Here is a 25858-nt window from a genome sequence, read left to right as displayed (position 1 = left end):
ACGCAACTGGAAACCGGCCATGGCGCAATTCGAGATCATGTATCAGGATCGGATTTAACAGTGCAAACAGCCATTTACACAAAATTTTTTACAGTCTCGCCAAATCCCTAAAGCTGAGAGCAATACATACAAGCCGACACTATTCTTGTACTCGAGCGTTAACGTCCGCTCCTGAAATCAAGCAGTTTGTCCGTTATGAGCGATTACCAGACCATCACCACAGCGCTCGTGGTGGTCTTCTTAAGACAACGAGCAGACGTTCACCAATCGCTATAAGGTATAAAAACGTTTATTCTGCTATTTTATTTAAGTGCTTGATAAATTTGATTTTACTACTAGCAACACAACCATTATCTTCATAGCCCGATATGTAATAGCCATTTGAGATTAGCAATTGTAACATTGCTCGATATCGGTTCATCGACTTTACACTGATGGTACTATATCCATGATTAAGCGCCCATGATTCTTGCTTCTCGCGAAGCTTAGTGGCCACACCTTTTTTTCTGTAATTTGGTATGACTCCGCCAAGCCAACTGTAAAATTCCGTATCCGAAATCTCATAACCTATTTTGTATGCTATTGGCTTTTCAGCGTGGCTAGCGACAAGAATTAAGTGCGCTTTTCCTGTTAGTTTTGTACTTATTTTACTGGCTGTTGTCCTTCCATCGAACTCAGGGATTTGAACATTAACCTTTAAAACTTCCTCTATCGTTCCCGATCGGATATCTAACTTCATACATACTTACCTATTGAGGGACATAGATGCTCATTACTTATGACTTGATTGTAACACTACCTTTTTTAAGAATAAGATCTATTCATTCAGATAAAGAGTAATGAAGGTCAGTTGTACGTACATTTCTGCCGCTTAGATGCTAGCGTATGGACGGCTGCTCTTGGCACAAATCAGACCAAACCATACTTATCGATAATTCCCCCCCCCCCCCAATCACTTGCGACAACAGCGATGCCCGTGGGATATTAACGAAACGCTTAAACGTAATTCCAATGACATACAGGAATACTATGACCCAAAACACGGAATTAGATCTCGACTTAGGAAAGCGGCATATCGTTATTCAACGCCGGTATGAAGCATTAGGCGCGCTAAACGACTTGCTCATCGCAGTCTGGTTTTTAATCGGTAGCTTCTTCTTTTTAAACGAGTCGTTAGTGGATAGTGGGACGTGGTTGTTTATCGTAGGCAGCGCTCAGTTGATCATTAAGCCGTTCATCAAACTAACCAGTTTAATTCACTCGGGTAGGGTGTTTAATAAGCAGCAACAGGGGCGTTAAGCCCCAACTTCTAATCTGCAGTTCCCCTCAGGAGTATGCCTTTTCGTCAGGCATAGTCGCTCAAGTATTATTTGAGACTTCTAAATCAGCTAATAAAGCTTGCCTCGTTGACACAATAATTTCAGCATTCTGTCATTTATCCGCACCTGAATTGTCATTAAAGCCACCTATCTTTTGCGCAGACTTTTCAAACGGATGATTGGATATGAAATACACTTTTACACGCAACGTGATTACGCGCGCATTGGTTTTGGCGTTACCCGTTTTGGCTTCGTTGCCGGCGCTGAGTTATGCCCAAGACGAACAACAAGACAATGCCCAAGATAAACTCGAACGAATTGAAGTGACTGCGCAAAAACGCACGCAATCGATAGTGGATGTGCCTGCGAGCATTTCAGCGTTTGATGGTAAGCGCTTAGAAGAGCTCGGTTTGAGTGAGTTGGATATGATCTCGGATCTCACGCCAGGCCTGGTGATTCAGGAGCAAAGTCCTAACAACCCGGGCTTTGTGATCCGTGGGATTACGTCCGATAGCGGTTCCTCACAAATTTCTCCGCGTGTTTCGATTTACTACAACGGTGTTGATGTATCGCGTTCACGTGGGTCTTATTTTGAGCTGTTTGATATTGAGCGTGTAGAGGTGGTTAAAGGGCCTCAGGCGACTCTATTTGGTACTGCAGCAGCGGTGGGTGCCATTAGTGTGATTACCCGCAAGCCAGATGATTTTGATAATGCCGAGTTGGCATTGGGTGGAGGCAACTTATCGCAGCGTCGTGCGGACGGTTTTATTAACCTGGCGGGCGATGATCTGAAAGGGCGCTTAGCATTCAGTTATCGTGAGCGAGATGGCTACATTGATAACATCGCGCCTGAGCAAGATGATATGAATGGTATTGAACGTACGGGTGCGCGTCTTTCGTTGCGCTATACACCGAACGATGCGGTTACTGCCGACTTTATCTACAGCTACGAAAAGAATGATGACACGGGGACTGCGTTTAAAAACGGCATATACGCACCAACCGGTGGTGATACCAGCCCTTATAGCTTTGTTGAAATGACCGGCTCACCCTACTCGGAAGAAGTACTTGGTGCGCCTAAGTTGGGTCTTGATCGCACGATTGATGACTTCAACTTAACGGTTGACTGGCGTCTAAATGATACCACCACTTTGACATCGGTCACGGGTTATCGTGAATTTGATTCGTTAGAAATTTTTGATGCAGATGGCACCCAAGCGTGGTTCTTGGAGTTTGCTGAAGATGCGCAAGGCGAGCAGTGGAGCCAAGAATTACGCTTTAGCCATACATTGGATAACGCGTTTATTCTTTGGGGCGCTAACTATTTCAGCGAAGAAGGCTCTCAACGTGTGCCATTTAGCACCGAGGAATCAATCTACTTTAACTGTGTGGGTGCGTTAGGTACTGGATTGCCGTGTATTAACGAAGACGGCAGTGTCAATTTGCTTACGCCTATATTAACGGGTGGAGCACTCAATGAAATTGCGTACCAAGGCAGCTACACCAATATGGGTGATAATCGTTCTTGGTCGGCTTTCTTTGATATAACTTATGATATCAGCGACGAACTCACTGTTTCAGGTGGTCTGCGATATATTGACGAGTCACGCGAAAGCGGCTTTGCGGCCATCATGCCTAATAGCCAATTACTGACTTTATTGGGACAGCCTACGCAACCCTTGCTACCGACTGTTTCTACAGGAGGCGCGGTATTGAGTGACTCCGGTGATGACAGTGCATTACTCCCGCGATTCAATGTGTTGTACGCGATCAATGAGGATACCAATTGGTTCGCGACCCTATCTAAAGGACAACGTTCGTTTGTCGTGGATGTAAGTTCAACACTTAACGAGCAGGGTGAGGTGGTTGCCGATTCATCCGAGATCCCCGCTGAGACGATTTGGAACTACGAGACGGGTATCAAAGGTAACTGGGCTGATGCAGTTAATTACAGCGCTTCGATCTTTTATCAGGACTATTCAGATTTTCAGGTGACGTTGCAAGATGATGCCGGTAACTTTTATACCGATAATGCAGGTGATGCGACTAACTGGGGTGTTGAAACTGAATTTACCGCGTACCTCTCTAATCAGTTAGAGCTCTTTGGTCATGTCGCCTATTTGGACGCGCAGATTGATGATGATGCGAATAACGGACAGTTAGCGGGCAACCGATTTAGATTACAACCTGAGTGGACATCCAGCTTAGGTCTGATGAACGATATGATGGTCAGCGATGGTTTGATGTTGCGTAGCTCTTTAGTTGCGACTTACCGCTCTGAGATTTTCTTTGAGCCTGCGAACGCGCCGATTGCTGGTATTCCAATTAAAGAAGATGCCGTCACGTTGTTAAATGGCAGCGTCGGTTTGTATGACGAGCAGGCGGGCTGGAGCTTAGTGTTGAAGGGTAGTAATTTACTCGATAAGGACTATCTTGTTGATGCTGGCAACACGGGCGGAAGCTTTGGTAACCCGACGTTTATTGCTGGACCCAGCCGCTTAGTTTACCTCGAGTTTCGTCAGCGCTTCGAATGGTAAGCATGACAAACAAAAAAGCCGGTACGTGTATGGAAGCGCGTACCGGCTTTTTTTGAGCTGTGTGACTAACCGCGGAATTGTGCTCGGTGTGTCCCGCTCAGCTGATAATCTTTTGATTTGATGGTATCAACGAATCGCCACTCGTTATCAATGGCATCTTTACTGATCTGGGTGACCATGTAACCACGTTCGTGCAAGTTGGTGTATTGCAGATCTTTGATAACAGTCGGTAATGCCTGCGCTAATTTTTTTGCGGTGGCATCATCAAGACCGAGATAGGTTTCCATTCCGGGCGATGACACTGAACTGGTACCAAACTCCACACCGACCTGCTGACCCGTATGCGTGGTGAGATGGTTGTGCCAGGCATTATGCGTATCGCCGGCTAAGACGACGATCTTTTTGCCCATTTGTTTTACCTGCTGAAACAAAACTTCACGCTCCATTGCATAGCCATCCCACGCATCGAGGTTATATGGCGTGACGGTATCAATGTAGCGTTGCTGTTGCTCAGTGAGTGGTTGGCCGTTGGCACGCGCTTGCTTGAGCTGGGCGGCATTGAGCAGTTTATTGGCGATGGTGGAGCGATCTTTCGAACCAATAATGGCGGCCGGGAAGTTCATGCGAGCCATCAACAGTTGCTGCCCGAGGATCTGCCAGTGCGCATTTGATTGAGCCAACTGATTGACCAACCATTGCAGTTGTTTTTTACCTAAGATACTGCGATCGCTTTGCATGGCCGCCTGAAAACCTTGGCTATCAAATTTGCCGGTGCTTACGTCGGTAAAGTCCGCGTACGCTAATTGTTTATCGCGACCAATAATGCGGGTGTCTAGCATGATCAGGTTGGCGAGATCACCTAGCTCAAACGAACGGTAAATTTGTAGGCTAGCATCACCTTGTGGCGGGCGAATCGGCATCCACTCATAGTAGGCTTGAATAGCTGCGGCACGGCGTTGGTAAAAATCACCTTCAGTGTCGGGTTGATGATTTTGTGCACCGTCTTTGTATGTATCGTTGGCGATCTCGTGATCATCCCACACCACAATAAAGGATTTGGTGGCATGCAACGCCTTTAATCCTTCGTCTGTTCGGTACAGCGCGTAACGTCGGCGATAATCATCAAGCGAGACGATCTCTTTGTTGTTATTATCCGGGAAGGTGCGACCAATGCGTTCGGCATCGTCGTAGCCATAACCACCGGCGCCGTATTCATAGATGTAGTCGCCTAAATGCAACACAAAATCGATAGTGTCATCTTGGCTTGCGTGATGGTAGGGGTTAAAGAAACCCGCCGGATAGTTCGAGCAAGAAAATACCCCTAAACGAATAGCGTCAATGCCTTGTTGAGGTAACGTGGCACCTTCGCCGATGGGTGAGTATTGGTCATGCCCAACAAAGCGATAATAAAGCGACATGCCAGCGGGTAACTGTTGCACATCCACTTTAACGGTATAGTCGCGGCGAGCAGAGGTTTTTACGGTACCACTGCGAATAATGTCGCTAAAACTCGGATCACGCGCCACTTCCCAACCTAGGGTAATAACGGGCTTAGCGTTATTTTTAGGTACTGCACGGGTCCATAGCATAAGCGCGTTTGTAGTCGGGTCACCACTCGCCACACCGTGGGTGAAGTCAACGGCGTCCGCGTTATCGGCACGCACCAGCGATGAACAGCCACCTAAAGCGGTGGATACGGTTACGGCGGCTCCTGCCGAGGCGACTACTTTCAAAAAATGTCGACGGTTGATATCAAGCATTGCAAAGGCTCCCTTTTTTCTGCGTGATAGCAGATTAGCGAGCCAGTGTGACAATGCGGTGACAGATTAACGACGCGTAACTATTATTAAAAGGACGCCGCACAAGCGAATACTACGGATACTCACTTAGGCGTTATGCTCGCTTTTTGCTGTGTTTTGCTTTATCACTGACAAACCCTGCCACAAGGATAAGCAGAACACCGGCTGCGATCACATACCAACCCCATTGCAACTCAATGGTATTGAGGATCGTATCAATTGAGCCCTCGAACTCGTAGTTAACCGATTCGGTTCTAATGCTTGCTTTCATATCGCGCACTTGCAGGTACATATCAATAAAACTGTAGCCTGCAAACACTAAGCTCATAGCACCTGCTGCTACAAGTCCCTTGCTGTTGCGGGCAAAGGCAAAGTACATGGCAAACACCGAGGCCGAGAGCACGATAATGCGATCAAACCGACCGTTTTGAAAGTACGTAATATCGTCGATAGTTGGCATGCTGAATACAGGTAAAAACATACCCACAAACAAAAGTACCGCACCGAGCATACCCATTATTCGTTTGTCCACGACTCAAATCCTTGTGTTAACTCTTGGCTATAAAGCGGAAAAGTTTAAAAAGACTAACACAAAGAGGCGCTTTGATCTTGCAAACATCAACGCGTGCGCCGCAACGCACGCTTTACGTATCATGCGGCGCGCGCTTGATGGGTCATTTTAACGAGTTGCTGGCGCACTTGTTGGCCATTAGTCGCAATCGCTTCAAACGGTATGAAAAAGGAGCGCTCATCGTAACTGAGGTGAAAGCCGTCTGGGTAGACACTGCGCATAGTGACACTGCCCGCTTCGAACGTTCTGTCTTTCTCATGAGCGTGTTGGTTTAACTGTTGCTGCAAGATAAGTGCACAGGCATCGGCATGATCCTCATTCATGTGTGTGATCATGCCAAGTGCCGCTTTATGATCCCACTCGGGCGCGGATACCAACCACTCGTTCGGCTCCAGCCAAAATATCTCACCAAAGCCGCCAATAAAGCGAATATGCTCTACGTTGAGTTGCCAAAATTTAAAATCATGTGCTTTTTTGTAGCCTTCGGCACTTGGAAAGCGTTGGTAGTAGCGTTCGGCCAAGTCATTGTTGTCAATCACTTGGGCATGACCACTGAGCGTGAGTCGCCCTTGGGTATTTTGATCACCTTTATCGGTGCTGTCGTAAAGTGTGACGCTCAACCGATTGTCTTGATTAAGGTTGCGCGCATGTTGGGCAATATCAGAGACATAAAACACGATATGCCCCTCATCGGTCAGCATCACCGGCGATACTGAGCCAAACGGCATGCCACCGAGTTTCTTTGATAAAGTCGACAACACAGCGGTGCTATTGCGTTGTGCAAGCGCACGTGCTTGCTGCGCGGCTTGTTGACGTTCGTTCATTTTTAACCTCTTAAAGTTCGTTGTTATAGGTGTCTGGGTTCGGTAAAAATCATGGGTTTGCGAATACTCGGGTGCTCACTGATGTAGACCGGACTGCGATAAGTTTGTTCAAGTATTTCGGTACGGAACACCGCCTCGGGTTTGGCAAAATGCTTAAGTTCGCCGTCGGCGAGTAGTAAAATATTGTCCGCATAGAGCGAAGCTAAGTTCAGATCGTGCATCACTGCGACAACTAAATTACCTTGCTGAGTAAAACGACGCAGTTCTGCGAGCACGGAATGTTGGTGATAGACATCAAGCGCTGAAGTCGGCTCATCGAGCAGCAGCATTTGCTCACCGGGCACCGTGACATCGAGCTGACACAAGCAACGCGCGATATGTGCTCGTTGCTGTTCACCGCCAGACAAGGTATCCATGGTGCGCTCGGCAAACTTTGCGGCATCCAGCCGTTCGAGCCAGTTCAGTGCGCGTTGGTGTGCTGCATAATCAGGCTCATGAGACCAAAATCGCCCCATACCGACCAGCTCCGCTACGGTGAGGCCAAACGGCGCACTGAGTTTTTGCTCCATCACCGCGCGAACGGGTGCGAGTTGGGCCGGTATCCAGCTTGTGAGTTCGCGGCCGTTGAGCTGAATACTGCCGTGGTAATCGAGTTCGCCTGCCAACGTATTGAGTAGGGTGGATTTACCTGCGCCATTTTCACCAATCACAGCAACAAATTCGCCGGCTTCAAGGGATAAGTCGAACGCGCCCAATAGCCGTTTATGACTATAGTTAACATGAGTGATTTTAATATCCAGCATGAAGCCTCCGTTTTTGTTGGATGAGCAGATAGATGAAGAAAGGAGCGCCCACTGCGGCGGTGATTATCCCGATGGGTAATTCAGCTGGCGCAACGATGGTTTTAGCGATCCAGTCGGTGAGTACCAAAACTGCGGCACCAAACAACATGGATACAGGCATCAGCCAACGAATATTAGCGCCCACCAGTATGCGAGCGATGTGGGGTATAATTAAACCGACAAAGCCGATCATACCGGTCAATGCGACTGCGCCGCCCACACCTAATGCCACCCAAATAATCAATTGCCGCTTAAGTGACACGGTGTTTACTCCTAAGTAACGTGCTTGGCGCTCACCTAACAGCAGGGTATTAATGGGCTTGCGCAACATAAATAGTGCGATTGAGCTGACACCCATGAGCACCACGCCTAAGGGCAACTGCTGCCAACTGGCACCCGCGAGTGAACCCATTTGCCAAAAACTCATTAGTCGCAGGGCATCGTCATCAGCGTAATAACTTAATAAGCCGAGTAATGAGCCGGCTAGCGCGTTAATTGCCACACCGGCAAGTAACAAGATGGCGACGTCGACGCCTGTTTTACCGCCAGCTAAGCGATAGACAACAAAGGTGGTGAGGAGGGCGCCCAGGAAGGCGGCCAAAGAAACCCAAATACTGCCTTGTAAACCGATTTGTTCACCCAATGCGATCACTGCCAGTGCGAATACGGCCGCGCCACCTGAGATGCCGATGAGTCCTGGGTCAGCCAGTGGGTTGCGACACAAGGTTTGCATGGCTGTGCCGCTTTGCGCCAATACCGCGCCCACCAAGAGCCCCAAAACCAAACGCGGTAAACGCAATTGTGTGACGACAGTTAGTTCGAGTTCACTCATAGGCGTGCCGAAGCCGGGCAACCACATCAGCGGTAGTCGCCAATCGCTTAGCACAGGGCCGCTCGATAACAGCAGCCAACTACTTGCCAGGATCCCGAGGGTGCCGGCAATTAGCCAGCGGCGTCGCTCAAAGGTCATTAACATACGCTAAAAGCGCCTCATGTGCTTCGGCAATGCGGGTGGTCATACCCAGTGCGAGTAACGAGTCCATCACCAATAGCTGGCAGGATTGCCCCGCGTTTAATAACTGTAAGGTTGCGTTTTGGCAGAATTGCTCGCGTCCCCCAGCGGCATCGACCACGTGCGAGGGCGCGACGATAAAGTCAGGCTGGTTTACCAATAAATGCTCGCGCGACACGGTTTTGAAGCCTTTGTGGTCTACCACATTGGTAATGTCCGACTGGCTGAATAGTAAATCGGGGACGCTGTCGTGACCCGCCGCGACAACACCGCGTTCGGATACTTGCAAGACAAAAAGACCACTGAGTGGTTGCGCACGCGAAACGGGATGAAACTTGTCTTCAATGCTGTTAATTACGGGCTCAGCGCGATCCGGTGTACCAAGTTGGTCGGCGACTTGTTCAATCAGAGCATACAGTTCAGATAGCGTTGTGGGCTTATCGAATTCTGTAACAGGTACACCGGCCGTTTCGATTTGTGCTAATGCGCGTTCACTGCCAGTGCCTTCGAGTACCCATACTTGCTTCGGATTAAAGCTAAGCACGCCCTCTGCGGACAGGTTGCGGTAATAACCAACTTTAGGGAGCTTATGCACGGCACTAGGCGAGGTGCTTGAAGTATCCACACCAATCACTTTGTCGCCACCCCCGACGGCAAATACGATGTCGGTTAACGTGCCACCTGCGGTAATTATTCCTCCTTGAGGTGAGTTTTGCGCGTGAGTGAGCAAGGGTAGGGCTGCTGCCAATATAAGCAACGAGTGTTTCAATATTCTGTAAAGCCGCGTCATAGGAGCCTCTTATCGTTCTGATTTGAGATTGCGTAAAATAAAATAGTAAGTTTTAGTTGCAAATGCAAATGGTTTTCGTTTAGATCTAATGCGTTTTCACGATGCCTGTTTTGTCATTCAAAGAAATTGGAGAAGCTTGTGAACGTTTGGATTAAGAAAACCGATGCTTTTAAACCTTCGCTATTGGCCGCTGCCATCGCGGCAACTATGACCAGCGGTGTGTATGCCGCAGAGGTGAATTTACCTGCAGCCGACCAGAGCGTTGATGAGATTTTAGTGGTCACAGGTTCGCGTACCGAAGAAAAACTCGAAGACGTTGCCGGCGCAGTGAGCGTTATTTCGGCAGACGATATTGATATGCAAGTGAGTAATGGTCTCGCGGATGTGTTCCGCTATGACCCGAGTATTCAGTCGACGGGAAGCCAAGGGCAGGCACAAACCTTATCGATTCGAGGAATCGGTGGTAATCGGGTGGTGTACATTAAAGACGGTCGTCGACTTAACGATGCCTACGCAGGCGGAGGCGGTTATTTGGTGGGGCGAGGTTACTTAGATGTGGCCCAGGTACAGCAAATTGAAGTAGCGAAAGCGGCCGCATCACCACTCTACGGTTCGGATGGTTTAGGTGGCGTGATTGTAATATCAACGCCCGATCCGAGTGATGTGTTAAACGGCAATGACAGTGCAGCGGGCTTGAGTTTTGGCTTTGATGGTCTCACTGATGAGACAAAGCTCGGTTTTAGCGGAGCGCGGCAGTTTGATGGCTCGAGTGCGATGATTCAGGTGTCCGCGCGACAAGGCGAGGAGACGCAGAACTATGAGGAATCTTTGCCTGGTTATGATTATGACAGTCAGAGTGTGTTAGCTAAATGGGCGCTTGATATCGGTGATGATAAACTGAAGTTTACGTTGGACCACTTTCAGCAAAACACTCAACAGTTTATTGCGGAAACTAATCAAACCGACGACGACAATCGTCAAACGGCGCTTTCGGTGGACTATCAGCGTAATCAGCCCAACGCATTCGCCGACTCGCAGCATTGGCAGTTGTATTTGACGGATTATGAGCAAGGCAGCGACCAGGTCAGCGCGGGAGCGAGCCAAGCGGGCGCGTATACCGATTACAATGACTATGGTTTTGAACAACGGATCATGGGTGCGCGTTGGCAAGCACAAAAGCAACTTGATGCCGCCTCAACACGTCATGATCTCGTGTATGGCTTTGATGCTGATTACTACGACACCGAGCGACCGCGACTCAAGACACGTATCGCTACCGATGGCACGGTCTTGCAAGATAACGAGCCACAGAAAGCCTTCCCCGGCGCCGAAACATGGCTAACAGGTGTGTTTTTGCAGGATAACATCACGTTTAAAGAGACCGCCTTTAAACTGATTGTTGGTGCGCGAATTGACCACTATGAGATGAGCCCAAATGAGAACACGCTGTACGATATGTCTGAGCTTGCAGATATCAACGAGACGGCATTTTCACCTAAAGTAGCGGGTGTGTATACCTTTGAGTCGGGCATACGCGGCTATCTGCAATACGCCGAGGGCTTTAAGATCCCACCGCATGACCAAGCCTATCAGAGCCATGGTATTGAGCCGTTTTATGCTATCTTGCCTAACCCCGACTTACAGCCAGAAAGCAGTCGCGCCGTAGAAGCGGGATTAAAGTTCAGTAATGACACCACGCGATGGAACCTAGCCGCGTTTTACAGTCGCTTTGATGATTTTATCGAGACTGCGGTTGTCGGCTTGAGCCCCACTTATATTCCAGGCGTTGATCGGGTTGAATATCAGTATGTGAATCAAGATGAGGTGACGATAAAGGGAGCTGAAGCGAGTGTGACGCATTGGCTCACTGACTTCGTGCGTGTCGATACATCTGCTGCCTACGTGACGGGTGAGAACGATGCGACGGGTGAGGCATTGACCTCGTTATCGCCGCTATCAGGTAATGTCTCCTTTGGTTACTTTGCTGATAACTGGCATATCCGAGGTATTGTTAATGCGGTTGCTGCCATGGATGATGTACCGAGTGCGTCGCTCGAGTCGGGACCTTATATCGAAACGGCAGGCTATACCACTGTGGACGTTTTGGCGGGAATGCGCTTGGGCGATTGGCAGGTGAACTTGGCGGCACTCAATCTAACCGATAAGTATTATGTGCCTTATCAACGTGTCGCAGGACTGTCAGCAGATGCGCCGACCGAGCAGTATAGCCAGCCCGGTCGGTCATTTGCGATACAGGCATCATATCGTTTTTAGTCGTTAAACCAATGTCGCGTGCGGTTAGCAAACCACACCAGTGACAGCATGACAGGTACTTCGACTAACACGCCTACCACGGTGGCGAGTGCAGCGCCCGAGTGCAGGCCGAACAATGAGATGGCAACCGCCACCGCGAGTTCGAAAAAGTTTGAAGTGCCTATCATGCAGGCGGGCGCAGCTACGTTATGCGGCAACTTCATTTTCTTTGCTAAGAAATATGCCACTGCGAAAATACCGTAGGTTTGAATCAGTAGTGGAATCGCTATGAGTACAATCGCCTGCGGTTTTTCGATGATGGTTTCGGATTGAAAACCAAACAATAGGACAACCGTCGCGAGTAGACCCACGATCGACCACGGCTTCATAGTCGCGAGAAAGTTGTTCAGGCGTGTGTGGTCGTTGCCTTTATCCAGTTTCTTGCGCGTTAATGCGCCAACAATGAGTGGTATCAACACATACAGTACGACGCTCAGCAACAAGGTATCCCACGGCACTGTGATATCCGTTACGCCCAAAAGTAAGCCGGCGATAGGTGCGAACGCAAATATCATGATGACGTCGTTGATAGAAACCTGCACTAAGGTGTAGTTAGCGTCACCCTTTGTCAGTTGACTCCAAATGAACACCATCGCTGTACAGGGGGCAACACCCAGTAAAATCATACCGGCGATATACTCGGACGCGGTTTGTGGATCGACCCAATCGGCAAACAGCCCTTTAAAGAACAGCCACCCCAGTAATGCCATGGTAAACGGCTTGATCAGCCAGTTGATGACCAAGGTTAATACCAAGCCTTTTGGTTTTTTACCGACATCTTTAATGGATGAGAAGTCAACTTGTACCATGATCGGGTAAATCATGAGCCAGATGAGCACCGCGATAACTAAGTTAACGTGGGCATACTCAAGCTCTGATACAACGGTAAAAACGCCTGGGACAGCAATACCCAGGGCGATACCTGCGATGATGGCAAGTGCCACCCACACTGATAAATAACGTTCAAATAAACCCATTAATATTCCTATTTTTTAATTAACCAATTCATTTAAAGCTCGTTTTAACTGGCTTTGAGGTAAAGATTGTTCAGCTATCCCTTGCAGTTGGTTTACGCGGTGTTTGATTTCTTCGATACAGTCACGGAAAGCGGCGGCAATCTCTTCTTCGGAGCCTTCAAGCTTTGATGGGTCGGCAAGTCCCCAATGCATTTTAATTGATTGTCCGAACCAAACCGGGCAAGCCTCGCCTGCCGCCGAGTCACAGACGGTAATGACGAAGTCGGGTTTGAAGTCTTCGAATTCATCCCAAGACTGGCTTTGCAGCCCTTCGATCGATATGCCGGCTTCGTTCAAATAACGCAGTGAAAGAGGGTGTACCTCGCCCGCAGGTTGGCTCCCAGCGCTTTTTGCCTGAATATGATCGCTGGCAAAGTGGTTGGTGATCGCTTCGGATAAAATGCTACGGCAGCGATTATGTGTACAGATGTAGAGTATTTTCACAAAAAACCTTTTTAGTCAGCAGCTAGCGCCTTGGGCTTTCGCCTGTTTAAGCTTTTCGAGGGCCGCGGAAAAGTAGTCTAAATTATTGCGTGCAGCCTGCGTAATGATGTCTTTTGCCCACGTGGGTAGGTGAGGGTGCAGTTGGTAATACACCCACTTACCACGGCGTTCACCCAGCACGATATTGCACTTACGAAGTTCAGCGAGGTGGCGCGAGACCTTCGGCTGGTCAAGCTCCAGCGCGTCCATCAGATCGCAGACGCAAGCTTCCTCAAGCGTGCTTACAATCAGCACGGACTTTAAACGGGTATCATCCGATAGACATTTAAAAAGCTGTAATGGGGTCATCGTGTCCATTCCTATTTAATATATATGGTAAATCATATATATGAAAAAACACATGTCAAATGATTTGGGATTGCGGTGGACAGAGGGTATGACAACAATTAATGTAAATAAAAATAACAATCTAAGGTGATCAATGAGATATTTTATTCAAGCGACCCTGGTGTCGATTATGGTTTTTTTGTGCGCTCCAGCCGCGAGTCAAACGTTTAAAGAAGGTGTTCATTACGATGTTATTGACGGTGTCGACCAGGCAAATGACGATGGTCTAGTCGAATTCTATTCTTTGTACTGCTCGTACTGTTATCGCTACGAACCCATTGCAGACGCCATGAAAACAGCTTTTGCCGATCAGTTTAGCAAGGTCCATGTCGCATCAGTTGCACCGAGTCCCGAGGCGGGGAGTACAATGACTCGTGCGTATATTCTTGCGCAAAAAATGGATATTGCAGAGAAAATAAATCGTGTGATGTTTGATTACAATTTTAAAAAGGGTCACTTATTACGAGAACCAGAGGATATTCGTAACGTATTTATTGTAAACGGTATCGACGGTCAGACTTTTGATACGGGTATTGCGAGCTTCGCTGTAACAGCACGGTTTAATCAGTGGCAACGTCTGATAGATAAGCTGGGCGTGAGAGCAACACCGACTTTTGTCGTGAATGGAAAATACCGAATTAACCCGACCAGCTTACGTGATAGTGATGACCTCACTGCAAGCTTGATAAACTTGGCAGGTTATTTATTAGAGAAGGAATAAATCAAGCGTCGCGCCAAAGGCGCGACCTACTAAAACAGGTTGAGTGGGAGTTTGAGGTAGCGTTGGCCGTTGCTTTCTGGTTTTGGAAGGTGGCCGGCGCGCATGTTGATTTGCACTGAAGGCAAGATTAAACGTGGCATATTGAGTGTGGCGTCGCGTTCGGTGCGCATTTTTACAAACTGGTCCTCGGTTGTGCCGCCGCCTACATGTACGTTGTTTTGTTTTTCTTCCGCAACCGTTGTTTCAAATGCGTACTCATCGCGATCGGGCGCTTTATAATCGTGACACATAAATAGCCGTGTTTGGTCGGGAAGTGCAAAGACCTTCTGAATCGAGCGATACAAGGTGCGGGCGTCACCCCCTGGGAAGTCACACCGCGCTGTACCATAGTCGGGCATAAATAGCGTGTCACCGACAAACGCTGCATCACCAATTACGTAGGTTAAACAAGCCGGTGTGTGACCTGGTGTGTGTAATACCTGTGCTTGTAGCTCGCCTATGCTGAACGTGTCCCCATCGGCAAACAGGTGATCAAATTGGCTGCCATCGCGCTGAAACTCAGTGCCCTCATTAAATGCTTTTCCGAAGGTCTCCTGTACGGTTTTAATATGCTCGCCAATGCCCAGTTGGGCGCCAGTATGCTCTTTTAAAAAGGGCGCGGCAGATAAGTGATCAGCGTGAACATGGGTTTCTAATATCCAATCAACTGTGAGGCGATTATCCTTGATGAACTTTAAGATACGTTCAGCAGACTCGGTGCTCGTACGACCTGCGGCATAATCAAAATCCAGCACCGAATCGACTATTGCACAGTGCGATGAATTGGGATCTTTTACCACATAACTATAGGTATTTGTCGGCTCATCAAAAAAGTGAGTCACAATAGGTTTGAGCACTGACATGATGTTACCTCTTAATAAAAAATTGCTTAAATATACTCACTAATAATAAGTATATAACCATAACGTTATTTAGGTTTCAATCTGTGAAAAGCTAAATTATTGTGAGTACACAATGCACATCCCACAGATAGGCGGCTCATGCTCTTTGCGATGATCGGTGCGTTAATTATCGGTGCGTCTCTGGGGCTATTCGGCTCGGGCGGCTCGATCCTAACCGTACCTGTTTTAATGTACCTGGTAAATATGCCCGCCGATTTAGCCATCGCTTCGTCTTTACTCATTGTCGCAGGTATTAGTCTTTTCGGATCTATTTCTTACATTCGTCGAAAGTCTGTGAGTTGGAGACACCTTTGGGTATTCGGTATTCCTGGCATGATCGGTACATATGGTGGGGCGTGGCTCGGAACCTTGGTGGACAGTCGCTGGCAATTACTGGTGTTTTCATTGCTGATGATCGTCGCTGCCGTGTTCATGTGGCGCAGTAAACCGGCAGAACACCGCAACACGCAAACACTTAATTACACTAAGGTCATGTTTGAGGGCTTAACCGTTGGCGTGATTACTGGGTTTGTGGGGGTTGGCGGTGGGTTCTTAATCGTACCTGCATTAGTTTTACTGGCTGGTTTATCGATCCCCGTTGCTATTGGCACCAGTCTCCTCATCATTGTCATCAAGTCAGTAGTTGGCTTCTTTAAATATTACGGCGTCATGTCGAGCCAAAATATCACCTTTGACTGGCTTGTCATTAGTATCATGATAGCGGGGGGCGTATTGGGATCGGTGTTCGGTGCTCAACTCGGCCGCTCGATCGCTACGGATAAACTGCAAAAAGGCTTTGCGGTATTCTTAGTGGGCATGGGGCTGTTCGTCATCATTAAATCAGTGCTCTGATTCCTCAGATTGAACAGCCCTTAAAACTGGAATTTGGTTATTGCTTGGTTAATGACAACAGTAACAAACCACATACGATCATGCCTGCGGCAACTAATCGCATGGGTGTCACAGCCTCTGATAAGAACACGATGCCAACAATAAACGCGCCAATAGCGCCAATGCCCGTCCAAATCACGTAGGCGGTCCCGAGGGGGATTGAACGCATCGCTACAGCGAGCAACCAAAAGCTAGCGGTCATCGCAACAAGGGTAATAATGGATGGCGTAAGTCGAGTAAATCCAGCGGACTGTTTCATTGAGAACGCCCATACGATCTCTAGTAATCCAGCCAAGATAAGGTATATCCAAGACATAAAAAGCTCATTGAATTTGCCAGGTCGTCCTGGTCATTTATACCCAGAATGGGGGAGGTCGTCCTCCAATGAGCGACTATTCTAACTTTCCGTAAAATCAAAAGCACGATAAATAGAGGCGTCTGTTGCTAAACAATGTGATTAGCAACAGACTTTAAGCATGGCTATTAATTCGCCGTCACCTATGCTGCGGCGCGCTTATCGAGCCGACCCGATAGACGGGTTAGCATGAGCGCTAACAGCACGATAATAGCGCCTATCCAAGCGGTGTCCATGAGGGCTAAGTCGGCAACAATATGACCACCAATCCAGGCACCTAAGGCGATGCCAACATTAAATGCTGCGATGTTTAACCCCGATGCGACATCGACTGCATTGGGCGTGTGCCGTTCGGCAAGCTGCACTACGTAAACCTGCAGCCCAGGTACATTACCAAACGCGAAACCGCCCCAAATAAGCACCGTGACGAGTGCAGCCCAGGATGAGTGAGCGGTAAAGTAAAAAGTAGCTAAAATCAACGCAAGACCACCGAAAATAACGGTCAACGCCTTAACTGGACCCAGTTTATCGGCAAGTTTACCACCATAAATATTACCGACTGCGACCGATGCGCCGTACGCCAAAATCAATAGGCTTACCGAGCCCGAATTAAAGCCAGATACATCTTCTAGAATGGATGCCAGATAGGTAAACGCAGTGAAAGTACCGCCGTAGCCGAGAGCCGTAATTACGTAAACTAATAAGAGTCGTGGATGCGTTAGCACGCGGGCTTGTTCAGCCAATTTGGCCGGCTTAGCTTGTTTTAGGTTCTTTGGTACTAACAATGCGCTGCCTATCCAAGCAAGCACACCTAAACAACTGACCACTAAGAAAGTGGCACGCCACCCGAAAGTTTGGCCTATCCATGTCCCGAGCGGTACACCCGTCACCAACGCAACGGTAAGCCCGGTGAACATGATCGCGATAGCGCTCGCCTCTTTTTCCTTTGGTACTAGGCTGGTCGCAATGGTCGAGCCAATCGAGAAGAACACACCATGGGCGAGCCCTGTTAGCAGTCGTGCGGTAATTAAGCTCTCATATGAAGGCGCTTGCCAAGCAAGTAAGTTGCCGCCAATAAACAGACCCATGAGCCAGAGTAATACTGACTTACGGTTCCACTTACCGGTGAGCGCGGTGAGCACCGGCGCGCCAATCGCTACTCCCACTGCATATAGGCTTACCAGCAGCCCGGCGGAAGGGAGCGAAACGTTTAAACTTTCTGCAATTGTAGGTACGAGACCGACAATCACAAACTCAGTGGTGCCAATGGCAAAAGCACTGAGAGTGAGTGCAAAGAGTGCAATAGGCATAACAATTCTCCTGTTAATTGAATGCTGCACAGTTTGCGCTTGGTTTTTATCTCAAAAAACAGCATTATGTGGAAATTACTTTTGTAATAATTGCAAAAATGGTGCTGTATGAGAGCTAAATCTGACGATATTGCCGTGTTTCTTGCGGTTGCTGATGTAGGGAGCTTTAGTGAGGCGGCGCGGTTACTTGATATTGAGGTTGCGCGCTGCTCAAGGGCTGTTAAACGGTTAGAGCAGCAACTGGGACAAACCCTACTGACGCGCACTACACGTCGGGTGGAACTGACCAGCGAGGGGCAAGCCTACCTTGAAGCGGTTCGTCCTGGCATCGAACAACTCGAACTCGCGGAACAAAAACTAATTGAAGCGGAGGGCAAGCCCAAAGGCAGGCTTCGAGTCGATGCGGCTACGCCTTTCCATTTGCATCAAATTACTCCTCATGTTGCTGAGTTTCGCAGGTTGTATCCAGGAATCATGCTTGAGTTATCAGCCTCCGAAGGATTCATTGACCTCATGGAGCGCCGCGTGGATCTCGCCATTCGAATTGGCGCGCTCGCTGACTCGTCAATGCACGCAAGTTACTTGGGGCGTTCACAACTGCATATTGTCGCCAGCCCTGATTATTTGCATGCGTTTGGTCAGCCTGAGTACGCAGCTGACTTAGAGCAACATACAAAAATTGGTTTTATGCAAAGCGACACGCTCAATGTGTGGCCAGTAGATGAGGGACGTTTCTGGCAACCCGATATTGCTGTGAGTAGCGGCGAGGTGATGCGGCAACTTGCGTTGCAAGGCAATGGACTGGCGTGCTTGTCGAATTTTATGGTGGCTGATGATCTGAAAGCTGGTCGCCTCGTTAAATTGTTGTCCGATCATCATATAACGGATAATCCGCGAGAGCGTGTAAACGCCGTTTATTACCGTAACACTGCGTTATCGTCGCGCATTAGCGCATTTTTAACGTTTTTTACGCCGCGATTTCGACTTTAGGATTTCAACAATACGATGAATGTAGATTTCTGATAAATTCCATTCGTATCCGTTAAAGTCAATTGTATTTACCAGGTCGTCCTCCAATCAGGTATCAGTATAAATGGTCCTGTCGTTACTATATTTTAATATTTGGTAACAAAACGATATGATTTATTGTTAAGTTAGTTAGCTTAGTTAGATTATAAGGATATAAAAATGAAAAAGTTGGCATTTGGGCTCTCGGGAGCAATTTGTTTGCTCGGGCTAATTGGATGTGAAAGTATGGGGCGGGACTTACCTGAAGAGCCTGAATATGCTTTGGACTTAACCAAAGAAAAAGATGGTCAGGCTTATACCGACTATTGGGTCGTTGAGGAGCAAGAAAAAACACTAAAGTTGTCTGATCAATACTCACGCTCACTAGCACGCAACAACCAAAATGGATGTGCCTCAATTATCTATACAATAAATAGCGAGGGACGCGTCGCAAGCCATAAAGTTGAATATGCATACCCGAACGAAACGGCTGCCAAAGCACTTATCGTGAGCTTAGATTACCTTCGCTTTAAACCGACTGAACAAAATGTCGAACGTACCCCTGTCACGACCCGAATTTTTTCGGTATTTAAGGTGGGTAAAAATGAAGGTTCGGAAGAATTTAAAGCCGCTTGTGACGTCGATGCCAATACGATTGATAAGTTTGCGAAACAAAAAGAAGCCAGTTAAGGCTTCTTTTTAAGGATGTCCACAATACGGTTTATGTATATTTCCGAGAGGTTCCATTCGTATCCGTCAAAATCGGTTGTGTTTACGAACTGAACAACGACCGTATCGATGTCTGGGTGATACTCGGCTAAGCTCTGATAGCCGGGTATCAAGCCTCCGTGTTCGAACTTGTAAACCGATGAATAAATCGCTTGTTCGCCGGGTGCAAATGCAGAGCCGTCGTTAAGTGCTCGAATGAATCGCCCAACATCGGTAATACTGGCAATCATCGAACCATAGTCATTTTCTTTTATATTAGGTTGTACACCGACGTAGTAACCACCCATGAGATCCTTGATATTAATTGCGTCGAGCGAGAAGTAAGTATTCTGAAGTGCTAATGGTTGTAAAATGCGATCGGTAATGTACTGTTGATACGAATAACCCACAGTATGGTTAATAATTTGGGTAAGTAGTAAATAGTTTGTATTGCAATATGCATAATCGGAATCGGGTGCAAAATCAGCGGGCTCATCCATAATAAGTGCGAGTTTTTCCGACGCTGTTGCGGGTGGATTTGACCAGTAGTTGGGCGTATCTGTGAAGTTAGGAAGTCCACTCCGATGTTGTAAAAGCATTCGCAACGTAATTTCATTAGCGTTTGGAAGGTGTTGACTGACTTTAGGTAACAGCTGGCTAAGCGAGTCATTTAGGGATAGCTGACCGTTGTTGATGAGCTTTGTTGTTGCTAGCGCTACATAAAGCTTACTGATACTCGCGATCTTAAATAACGCATTAGGTTCGGCAGGCAACTGCTTGGCTCTATCGTGCCACCCCGCGGTGAATATCGTTGCCGGTTGTTGTCCTTGCTGAACGTAAACAATCATTCCGTCAAAATGGTCTTGCGTCGCTTCATCTATTTGTTGCTGAATAGTGTTGGGGAGTGGCGCAAGCCAAGTGCTAACAAGTGGCCAAGGTACGAAAAACAGAGATATCACGGTTCCGATGAGTAAGGCTATGCGGAGTGACCAAAGTGCTTTTTTATTCATGTGCTTATCGCCGTATATAATCGTTTAAGAAAGCCGTTTGAGTGTATGACTTTACTCAGTATTGATTATTGTCGCTACAGAATAAATGTATCGACTTGTTTCGATTCGAAAAACCTTAGTTCGTTTTACAATGAATAATTAATAACACAGGAGCTTGCACATGAGTCGAGTGTTTATGCAGAAGAACGCGATGCCTTTGATTGCAATTATTGGTACCGTTGCCGTCATCGTTTATGGTCAGCTAATTCTCAGTTGGGGAATGTCATCCAGCGAGATGAGAGAAGTCTATTTAGGGTTGGCACTGACTGAGTTACTTATATACATAGGCTGGTCGATAGTAACTGCGTACGCGGCGGTGTTTTACAGTCTAAAAAGTAATATAGAAGCTCGCTGGAAAAAAGTCGGTCTATTATGTTTATGTGCAATTGCGCCATGGCTTGTCGGATATTTGATGAATCTAGCTTGAAGGCTAAGGCCAAAAAAAGGGGCATGGGAGCCCCTTAGAAAGCAATCTATAGACCGAATTCTTGCTTGGCAATTTGTTCGATCTGACCATACTGAATAAAACCAGGTATCCACTGTTCACCAATCATGATGGTAGGAGTACCACGAAACCCTAGCGCTTGAAACGTCTGTAAGTTCTTCTTAATCGTTTCTTTGCTGGCTTGCGGGTGTTCCAACCACGCTTGTGTTTCCGTGCGTTCGGCGATTGCTCGAAGTGAATCAGCGTTATGCATTCCTGATTTGCTCATTAACAGTGTATGCACATCATAGTAACTATCGGAAGCATTCGACCAAACACTCAGCCCAAACTCAGTTGCATTGGTGTTGATACCATCAACAGAGCGTTGACGTAGCGGCACAATGATATTAATGACATTGACCGATGGGTATTCTTCAATTAAACGCTCTAAACTGGGCTCCAGCTTTTTGCAGTACGGACAATTATAATCCGTAAAAATGACGATCGAATGCGCAGCATCAATATTGCCTAGAGTAGGGTGTATAGAGGTATCAAAAAGCCAGTCCTTATATTCTTGGTAGGTCGCTTTTTGCGCTTTTTGTTCCTCTAGAAAGTTTTCTAAACCCTGACGCATATTTCCAATAAGTTGCGGGTTATCTCGGAGCATGGTTTCGATTTGTGCCAGATCCGTTTCTTGTTTATCGGTGAGTGATTGCGCGCTGATCGCATTGCTCATTAAAGCGGCACCAATAAAGAGTGTCATTCGTTTAAACATCATTAATTCCTTATCTTAAAAGTTAATTCTAAAATTTGCTCAACCACAAGCGTGCTAGGATCCCCGGTGGCGATGTGAAGCCACTGGTGGCGCTAGTCACTTTATGGTTATTAATAATTAAAATGGTGGGTGTAGCGGTGATATTGAACTGGCGGGCGATCGCGCCTTGAGTGTCATTAACCGTTATAAACCCCAGTTCTTGTTGCTCCAAATAAGCAGAAATCTTAGTGTTATGCCCTGATCTTAATGCCACTGAAATGACGTTGTAGTCGTCACTTAACCAGTCTACAGTCGGCGAGACCGTTGGACACACGGGACACCAGGTCGCCCAGAAATAAAGTAGCACGGGCTCTTCTTCACTCATCTTAGCTATTGATAGCGGTTCGCCAGCCAGGCTTGTGAGTGTTAATTCGTCGGGCAACGTAGTGGGTACGTTATTGTTACGATACAAGTCGACGCCGAAGGCGATCGCGGCGGCGACAACAAGGTAACCCAGTAATTTAATAAATCTCAGACCCCATTTATTCATTTCTCGCGTCCTTGATGGCTTGCATTACGGCATCGCTGGTAAGGATGATGGGTAACTCAATCCCTTCGGGAGCGCCCGGTCCGTATACTCGGTTGTATGGCACGCCGTATTGTCCATAGGCGCGAAGATAGTCAGTGATATAATCATTTCGCACGGTCCAATCACCGCGCATACGAATCAGGTCAGGTGCTGCGAGCGCGCTGTACACCGGCTCTTGTTCAAGTACACCGAGCTTATTGGCTTTACAGGTAATACACCAGTCTGCTGTGACATCTACAAATACGACTTTTCCTTGGGTAACCGCCTGATGAATCGTCTTAAACGAGAGCGTTTGCCAAGGGCGTTCGCTGGTTTGCTCTGCTGAAGTTGATTCGCTGGATGCCTTTAACCAATACGGTGTTAACAATGTGAATAGCCAGACGCTTGTGGCGAGCAACAAGGCACCAAATATCGGCTTCACCCATTTCAGCCACGGCCCGGGTTTGGGTAACAACTTACGGGTTTGTGGAAATGCCGCGATGGACAACCAAGGCAGCGCCATACCAACACCGAGCCCGAAGAATATCAGCAGTAACAAATACATTGGCGCGCCTAGTGCGAACGCCACCGCGGTCCCTAAAAAGGGGGCAGTACACGGCGTTGCTAATACAGTGGCAAATACGCCTTGACTGAAATGACCTAGTAACGAACTACGCTGTGACTTTAGCGCCCATTGATTGAGCCACTGCGGGAGGCGGATCTGATAAAGCCCGAACAAATTTATAGCAAAAGCCAATGTAATGAACGCCAGTACTGCGATAAACCAGGGGTTTTGAAACTGCATTCCCCAACTGATCCGCACGCCACTCAGTTTTAACAGGCCGAGTAGAGCGCCAATAACGATAAAGGTGCTGATAACACCCATAGCTGTGGCGAGAAACTGATACCGAACCTGCCGCACTGATGCGTCGCTGTTAGCGATCAGAGATTGCACCTTGATTCCAAGGACTGGTAAGACGCAGGGCATTATATTGAGAATTAAACCACCCAGCAGAGCGGCGAATAGTGCCCCCCAAATAGTCATAGTATCGAGGGGGTCATTCGTTGTCGTGCTATTACTCCGTTCGAGTTGTGTTGTGTAAACCGCACTGAATGGATCGTCATTTACGGTGATGCTGACTTGTCGATTGACGAGTTCTGGTAGCTCGAGCCAATGAGATGCTTTAAACCTGGCGATTAAACGCTTCCCATCAACGCTCACCTTCTGTTGGACGAGTTTAAAAACCACTTCATCAAGTTGTTTATCTTCACTGTGCACAAACACCTGTGGCGAATCCCAGCGCGATGTGCGCGATAACACAAAACTCAGTTGTTGATCATCAGCGTTGTAGTCAGCGCGCGTCACCTCCGCGCTGCGGAGTGGCTGCGGTACTTGACTCATTGCTTGTGCAAACGCAAAGCTCTGTTCGCTGTCTGGCGTAAGTTGGTTAACATCAATATTCAGTTGCAGCGGAAAATCGGTTAGCACACAGATATTCGTGCAGCTCGATAACGTGAATACAGCATCCAACTGAGCACTTTCAGTTGTTTCAGATACAACGATTTCGAGGGGAAACGTGACTTGGTGTTTATAGCCGGCTGTGCGAATGGATTGTACGTAATACTCACTCGGTGTTGGCCAATGCCAGTTGATGCGTTCAATACCTTTTGACGAAGCCAAGTCGATACGCGGTGGAATACCGCCTTCACCAGGTGCTCGCCAGTACGTTTTCCATTCATCTTTAAGTTGCACCGTTAACAGTGCCGGTAATACGCGGGTTTCGGGATTGAATTCGCCTGTCACTGCAAGTTTGACCTTGACCGCGTCGTGATCGGGACTCGTTAACCAACCCGTGGAAGTTGAGCCTTGTGCCCAGCTGAACGGTGACATCAAAAGGCTTAAACATACGCTAAACCAGCGTAGGTAGCCTACAAATTTTGCTGTGTTCATTGATACTCCTAAAATAGCTAAAAAATACGTTTTCGAAGCAAACGTAAGAAGCTATTCCAGAAATAAGCAGAAGAGGGTGTGGCACCTTCGTTTGGGCTTTACGAATCGATTCGCATAGCTAGGTGCTGGCGTATCGCTTTTGGAAAAGAGTACAAAGCCAATAAACGCAACAAATAATGCCATTGCGCTGATATCTAATTGACTGACTTTTAGCAAGTGTGAGGCGTGATCACACTGTTTATGACTCGCTTGAGGCGTCTTATTACTCGTGTCGAACGATGCTGTGACTGAATTATGTTGGTCATTCAGCTGACAGGTATTAATTAGATTAAAACGGTTACCCCAACACAACACAAAGACCACCGCGAGTGCGACACACACCGCAATGAAAGAGGGCTTTTGTGTTTTAGAGAAGGGGGTCATGGCACCGCTGACTATTCAGTATTATTTACTGTATTGTGCCAGAACGTAAGCGATGTTCAATAGGCAGCGTGCTGCGCACACTGCCTTTTACGAACTCGTTAGTCCCAGTCAGGCGAGAAGTCGGGATCGATGAGGCGATCGTCTTTATCAATATCCGCGATTGCCTTCATGTCATCTTGGTCGAGCTTCAAGTTTTGCGCATCAAAATTCGACTTCAAATGTTCCACCTTGGTGGTTGACGGAATCGCGACATAGTCATTCGCCAACTGCCATGCAATAGCGACTTGTGCCGGCGAGACATTGTGTTTCTCAGCAATATCTTGCATCACTGAGTTATCCATCACAGCGCCTTTTGCCAACGGTAAATAAGCCGTTACTTTAACACCCATTTGCTTACAGGCATCGGTTATCGCATGGTTTTGAAAGAATGGATGGACCTCGATCTGATTGGTGAGGATTTTATCTTTCCCCACGTGCGCAACCGCACGATTTAACAAATCGATGGTGAAATTGGAGACACCTAGGTGCTTGATTAACCCATCTTGCTGGGCTTTCTGCAGCGCGTCTAGGGTTTCCTCAACAGGCACTTCGTCATTTGGTGAGGGCCAATGAATCAGCGCAAGATCGATGGTGTCGCGTTGTAGTTTATCGCGGCTCACTTGTAGCGAATCAAGCACGTCTTGATAGGCAAGCTTTTCGTACCACACTTTGGTCGTGACAAACACGTCCTTGTTGGTGTGTTGAGCGAGTGCTTTACCGACATCGGCTTCGTTATCGTAAAACTGCGCGGTATCGATGTGCTCGTAACCCATATCAATGGCAGCACTAACGAGGTCGGTGAGTTCCTGTCCTTCTAATCTAAAGGTACCCATACCAAACTGGGGAATCATAATCGCCTCCT

Annotated in this window: 26 protein-coding genes; 8 read left to right on the top strand and 18 right to left on the bottom strand. The window is 47.6% G+C overall.

Annotated features, from left to right (window positions below):
- Window positions 1–289: 289 nt before the first annotated feature.
- Window positions 290–739, bottom strand: a complete 450-nt coding sequence (locus tag AWU56_RS08425; protein WP_006955873.1) for a GNAT family N-acetyltransferase — start codon at window positions 737–739, stop codon at window positions 290–292.
- 290 nt (window positions 740–1029) lie between these two features.
- On the opposite strand from AWU56_RS08425, the gene AWU56_RS08420 reads away from it, so the two are divergent.
- Window positions 1030–1299 (top strand): YrhK family protein, encoded by a 270-nt coding sequence (locus AWU56_RS08420; RefSeq protein ID WP_006955872.1) that lies wholly within the window; start codon window positions 1030–1032, stop codon window positions 1297–1299.
- 205 nt (window positions 1300–1504) lie between these two features.
- The gene (locus AWU56_RS08415; protein ID WP_286682235.1) at window positions 1505–3856 is read left to right on the top strand and encodes a TonB-dependent receptor; all 2352 of its coding nucleotides are present in this window, start codon (window positions 1505–1507) and stop codon (window positions 3854–3856) included.
- Between the two features lie 65 nt (window positions 3857–3921).
- Here AWU56_RS08415 and AWU56_RS08410 read toward each other — a convergent pair whose 3' ends face one another.
- The 6 genes from AWU56_RS08410 to AWU56_RS08385 all read right to left on the bottom strand — a co-directional run bounded on the left by AWU56_RS08410 (window position 3922) and on the right by AWU56_RS08385 (window position 9694).
- Entirely contained in the window at window positions 3922–5616 is a 1695-nt protein-coding gene (locus tag AWU56_RS08410) for an alkaline phosphatase D family protein (RefSeq protein ID WP_286682234.1), read from the bottom strand.
- Between the two features lie 133 nt (window positions 5617–5749).
- Complete coding sequence (locus tag AWU56_RS08405) at window positions 5750–6187, bottom strand: hypothetical protein (protein ID WP_286682233.1); 438 nt, start codon at window positions 6185–6187, stop codon at window positions 5750–5752.
- A 119-nt stretch (window positions 6188–6306) separates the two neighbouring features.
- Window positions 6307–7050 carry a HugZ family pyridoxamine 5'-phosphate oxidase gene (locus AWU56_RS08400; RefSeq protein ID WP_286682232.1) on the bottom strand — a complete coding sequence of 248 codons (744 nt, stop codon included), beginning with the start codon at window positions 7048–7050 and terminating at the stop codon, window positions 6307–6309.
- 23 nt (window positions 7051–7073) lie between these two features.
- A complete protein-coding gene (locus AWU56_RS08395) occupies window positions 7074–7853 on the bottom strand; it encodes a heme ABC transporter ATP-binding protein (RefSeq protein WP_006955867.1) in 780 nt (259 codons plus the stop codon).
- Window positions 7840–8862, bottom strand: a complete 1023-nt coding sequence (locus tag AWU56_RS08390) for a FecCD family ABC transporter permease (RefSeq protein ID WP_416361524.1) — start codon at window positions 8860–8862, stop codon at window positions 7840–7842. The genes AWU56_RS08395 and AWU56_RS08390 overlap by 14 nt, the downstream gene beginning before the upstream one ends.
- Window positions 8852–9694 carry a heme/hemin ABC transporter substrate-binding protein gene (locus tag AWU56_RS08385; protein WP_286682230.1) on the bottom strand — a complete coding sequence of 281 codons (843 nt, stop codon included), beginning with the start codon at window positions 9692–9694 and terminating at the stop codon, window positions 8852–8854. The genes AWU56_RS08390 and AWU56_RS08385 overlap by 11 nt, the downstream gene beginning before the upstream one ends.
- 138 nt (window positions 9695–9832) lie before the next feature.
- Here AWU56_RS08385 and AWU56_RS08380 point away from each other — a divergent pair, with 138 nt between their 5' ends.
- Window positions 9833–11968, top strand: a complete 2136-nt coding sequence (locus AWU56_RS08380) for a TonB-dependent hemoglobin/transferrin/lactoferrin family receptor (RefSeq protein WP_286682229.1) — start codon at window positions 9833–9835, stop codon at window positions 11966–11968.
- Here AWU56_RS08380 and arsB read toward each other — a convergent pair.
- The 3 genes from arsB to AWU56_RS08365 are packed head-to-tail and all read right to left on the bottom strand — an operon-like array spanning window position 11965 to window position 13815.
- Window positions 11965–12984, bottom strand: coding sequence for an ACR3 family arsenite efflux transporter (gene arsB, locus AWU56_RS08375; RefSeq protein WP_286682228.1), 1020 nt, complete (start codon window positions 12982–12984; stop codon window positions 11965–11967). The two genes, AWU56_RS08380 and arsB, sit on opposite strands and share 4 nt — an antisense overlap.
- 15 nt (window positions 12985–12999) lie before the next feature.
- Window positions 13000–13467 (bottom strand): arsenate reductase ArsC, encoded by a 468-nt coding sequence (locus tag AWU56_RS08370; RefSeq protein WP_286682227.1) that lies wholly within the window; start codon window positions 13465–13467, stop codon window positions 13000–13002.
- A gap of 15 nt (window positions 13468–13482) precedes the next feature.
- A complete protein-coding gene (locus AWU56_RS08365) occupies window positions 13483–13815 on the bottom strand; it encodes a metalloregulator ArsR/SmtB family transcription factor (RefSeq protein ID WP_286682226.1) in 333 nt (110 codons plus the stop codon).
- Between the two features lie 133 nt (window positions 13816–13948).
- On the opposite strand from AWU56_RS08365, the gene AWU56_RS08360 reads away from it, so the two are divergent.
- Window positions 13949–14575 (top strand): thiol:disulfide interchange protein DsbA/DsbL, encoded by a 627-nt coding sequence (locus tag AWU56_RS08360; protein WP_286682225.1) that lies wholly within the window; start codon window positions 13949–13951, stop codon window positions 14573–14575.
- Between the two features lie 29 nt (window positions 14576–14604).
- Here the strand turns inward: AWU56_RS08360 and AWU56_RS08355 are convergent, their stop codons facing one another.
- On the bottom strand, window positions 14605–15477 hold the full coding sequence (locus AWU56_RS08355; protein ID WP_286682224.1) for an MBL fold metallo-hydrolase: 873 nt from the start codon (window positions 15475–15477) through the stop codon (window positions 14605–14607).
- A gap of 138 nt (window positions 15478–15615) precedes the next feature.
- Here AWU56_RS08355 and AWU56_RS08350 point away from each other — a divergent pair, with 138 nt between their 5' ends.
- Window positions 15616–16368 carry a sulfite exporter TauE/SafE family protein gene (locus tag AWU56_RS08350; protein WP_286682223.1) on the top strand — a complete coding sequence of 251 codons (753 nt, stop codon included), beginning with the start codon at window positions 15616–15618 and terminating at the stop codon, window positions 16366–16368.
- A 37-nt stretch (window positions 16369–16405) separates the two neighbouring features.
- On the opposite strand, the gene AWU56_RS08345 is transcribed toward AWU56_RS08350, so the two are convergent.
- The gene (locus tag AWU56_RS08345) at window positions 16406–16723 is read right to left on the bottom strand and encodes a DMT family transporter (protein WP_286682222.1); all 318 of its coding nucleotides are present in this window, start codon (window positions 16721–16723) and stop codon (window positions 16406–16408) included.
- A 182-nt stretch (window positions 16724–16905) separates the two neighbouring features.
- Window positions 16906–18072, bottom strand: coding sequence for an MFS transporter (locus AWU56_RS08340; RefSeq protein ID WP_286682221.1), 1167 nt, complete (start codon window positions 18070–18072; stop codon window positions 16906–16908).
- A 108-nt stretch (window positions 18073–18180) separates the two neighbouring features.
- Between AWU56_RS08340 and AWU56_RS08335 the strand changes: the two genes are divergently transcribed.
- Both AWU56_RS08335 and AWU56_RS08330 read left to right on the top strand, forming a co-directional pair.
- The gene (locus tag AWU56_RS08335) at window positions 18181–19062 is read left to right on the top strand and encodes a LysR family transcriptional regulator (protein WP_286682220.1); all 882 of its coding nucleotides are present in this window, start codon (window positions 18181–18183) and stop codon (window positions 19060–19062) included.
- Window positions 19063–19260: 198 nt separating this feature from the next.
- Window positions 19261–19770 carry an energy transducer TonB gene (locus tag AWU56_RS08330; RefSeq protein ID WP_006955858.1) on the top strand — a complete coding sequence of 170 codons (510 nt, stop codon included), beginning with the start codon at window positions 19261–19263 and terminating at the stop codon, window positions 19768–19770.
- Here AWU56_RS08330 and AWU56_RS08325 read toward each other — a convergent pair.
- The gene (locus tag AWU56_RS08325) at window positions 19767–20798 is read right to left on the bottom strand and encodes a serine hydrolase domain-containing protein (protein WP_286682219.1); all 1032 of its coding nucleotides are present in this window, start codon (window positions 20796–20798) and stop codon (window positions 19767–19769) included. The genes AWU56_RS08330 and AWU56_RS08325 overlap by 4 nt on opposite strands.
- 160 nt (window positions 20799–20958) lie before the next feature.
- On the opposite strand from AWU56_RS08325, the gene AWU56_RS08320 reads away from it, so the two are divergent.
- Window positions 20959–21264, top strand: a complete 306-nt coding sequence (locus AWU56_RS08320; protein WP_006955856.1) for a hypothetical protein — start codon at window positions 20959–20961, stop codon at window positions 21262–21264.
- A 46-nt stretch (window positions 21265–21310) separates the two neighbouring features.
- Here AWU56_RS08320 and AWU56_RS08315 read toward each other — a convergent pair whose 3' ends face one another.
- The 4 genes from AWU56_RS08315 to dkgB form a co-directional block, all read right to left on the bottom strand.
- Window positions 21311–22039: a thioredoxin domain-containing protein gene (locus tag AWU56_RS08315; RefSeq protein ID WP_272978806.1), complete on the bottom strand. Its 729-nt coding sequence runs from the start codon at window positions 22037–22039 to the stop codon at window positions 21311–21313.
- Window positions 22040–22064: 25 nt separating this feature from the next.
- Window positions 22065–22565 carry a protein disulfide oxidoreductase gene (locus AWU56_RS08310; RefSeq protein WP_006955854.1) on the bottom strand — a complete coding sequence of 167 codons (501 nt, stop codon included), beginning with the start codon at window positions 22563–22565 and terminating at the stop codon, window positions 22065–22067.
- Window positions 22558–24534 (bottom strand): protein-disulfide reductase DsbD family protein, encoded by a 1977-nt coding sequence (locus AWU56_RS08305; protein WP_272978808.1) that lies wholly within the window; start codon window positions 24532–24534, stop codon window positions 22558–22560. The genes AWU56_RS08310 and AWU56_RS08305 overlap by 8 nt, the downstream gene beginning before the upstream one ends.
- Window positions 24535–25055: 521 nt before the next feature.
- Window positions 25056–25847: a 2,5-didehydrogluconate reductase DkgB gene (gene dkgB, locus AWU56_RS08300; protein ID WP_272978810.1), complete on the bottom strand. Its 792-nt coding sequence runs from the start codon at window positions 25845–25847 to the stop codon at window positions 25056–25058.
- Between the last annotated feature and the right edge of the window lie 11 nt (window positions 25848–25858).

This window comes from Idiomarina sp. T82-3 (genome assembly GCF_001577655.1).
GTDB classification, from domain to species: domain Bacteria; phylum Pseudomonadota; class Gammaproteobacteria; order Enterobacterales; family Alteromonadaceae; genus Idiomarina; species Idiomarina baltica.
Note: the sequence above shows the minus strand (reverse complement) of the source record. Positions and strands in the feature narration are given on the sequence as shown.

Coding starts and splice junctions, on each gene's coding strand:
- AWU56_RS08415 (WP_286682235.1), top strand. CDS start 1,505: ATGAAATACACTTTTACACGCAACGTGATTACGCGCGCATTGGTTTTG.
- AWU56_RS08315 (WP_272978806.1), bottom strand. CDS start 22,039: ATGATGTTTAAACGAATGACACTCTTTATTGGTGCCGCTTTAATGAGC.
- AWU56_RS08325 (WP_286682219.1), bottom strand. CDS start 20,798: ATGAATAAAAAAGCACTTTGGTCACTCCGCATAGCCTTACTCATCGGA.
- AWU56_RS08355 (WP_286682224.1), bottom strand. CDS start 15,477: ATGTCAGTGCTCAAACCTATTGTGACTCACTTTTTTGATGAGCCGACA.
- AWU56_RS08395 (WP_006955867.1), bottom strand. CDS start 7,853: ATGCTGGATATTAAAATCACTCATGTTAACTATAGTCATAAACGGCTA.
- AWU56_RS08410 (WP_286682234.1), bottom strand. CDS start 5,616: ATGCTTGATATCAACCGTCGACATTTTTTGAAAGTAGTCGCCTCGGCA.
- AWU56_RS08340 (WP_286682221.1), bottom strand. CDS start 18,072: ATGCCTATTGCACTCTTTGCACTCACTCTCAGTGCTTTTGCCATTGGC.
- AWU56_RS08320 (WP_006955856.1), top strand. CDS start 20,959: ATGAGTCGAGTGTTTATGCAGAAGAACGCGATGCCTTTGATTGCAATT.
- AWU56_RS08305 (WP_272978808.1), bottom strand. CDS start 24,534: ATGAACACAGCAAAATTTGTAGGCTACCTACGCTGGTTTAGCGTATGT.
- AWU56_RS08400 (WP_286682232.1), bottom strand. CDS start 7,050: ATGAACGAACGTCAACAAGCCGCGCAGCAAGCACGTGCGCTTGCACAA.
- AWU56_RS08365 (WP_286682226.1), bottom strand. CDS start 13,815: ATGACCCCATTACAGCTTTTTAAATGTCTATCGGATGATACCCGTTTA.
- AWU56_RS08360 (WP_286682225.1), top strand. CDS start 13,949: ATGAGATATTTTATTCAAGCGACCCTGGTGTCGATTATGGTTTTTTTG.
- AWU56_RS08390 (WP_416361524.1), bottom strand. CDS start 8,862: ATGACCTTTGAGCGACGCCGCTGGCTAATTGCCGGCACCCTCGGGATC.
- AWU56_RS08420 (WP_006955872.1), top strand. CDS start 1,030: ATGACCCAAAACACGGAATTAGATCTCGACTTAGGAAAGCGGCATATC.
- AWU56_RS08310 (WP_006955854.1), bottom strand. CDS start 22,565: ATGAATAAATGGGGTCTGAGATTTATTAAATTACTGGGTTACCTTGTT.
- AWU56_RS08335 (WP_286682220.1), top strand. CDS start 18,181: ATGAGAGCTAAATCTGACGATATTGCCGTGTTTCTTGCGGTTGCTGAT.
- AWU56_RS08385 (WP_286682230.1), bottom strand. CDS start 9,694: ATGACGCGGCTTTACAGAATATTGAAACACTCGTTGCTTATATTGGCA.
- AWU56_RS08330 (WP_006955858.1), top strand. CDS start 19,261: ATGAAAAAGTTGGCATTTGGGCTCTCGGGAGCAATTTGTTTGCTCGGG.
- arsB (WP_286682228.1), bottom strand. CDS start 12,984: ATGGGTTTATTTGAACGTTATTTATCAGTGTGGGTGGCACTTGCCATC.
- dkgB (WP_272978810.1), bottom strand. CDS start 25,847: ATGATTCCCCAGTTTGGTATGGGTACCTTTAGATTAGAAGGACAGGAA.
- AWU56_RS08425 (WP_006955873.1), bottom strand. CDS start 739: ATGAAGTTAGATATCCGATCGGGAACGATAGAGGAAGTTTTAAAGGTT.
- AWU56_RS08345 (WP_286682222.1), bottom strand. CDS start 16,723: ATGTCTTGGATATACCTTATCTTGGCTGGATTACTAGAGATCGTATGG.
- AWU56_RS08350 (WP_286682223.1), top strand. CDS start 15,616: ATGCTCTTTGCGATGATCGGTGCGTTAATTATCGGTGCGTCTCTGGGG.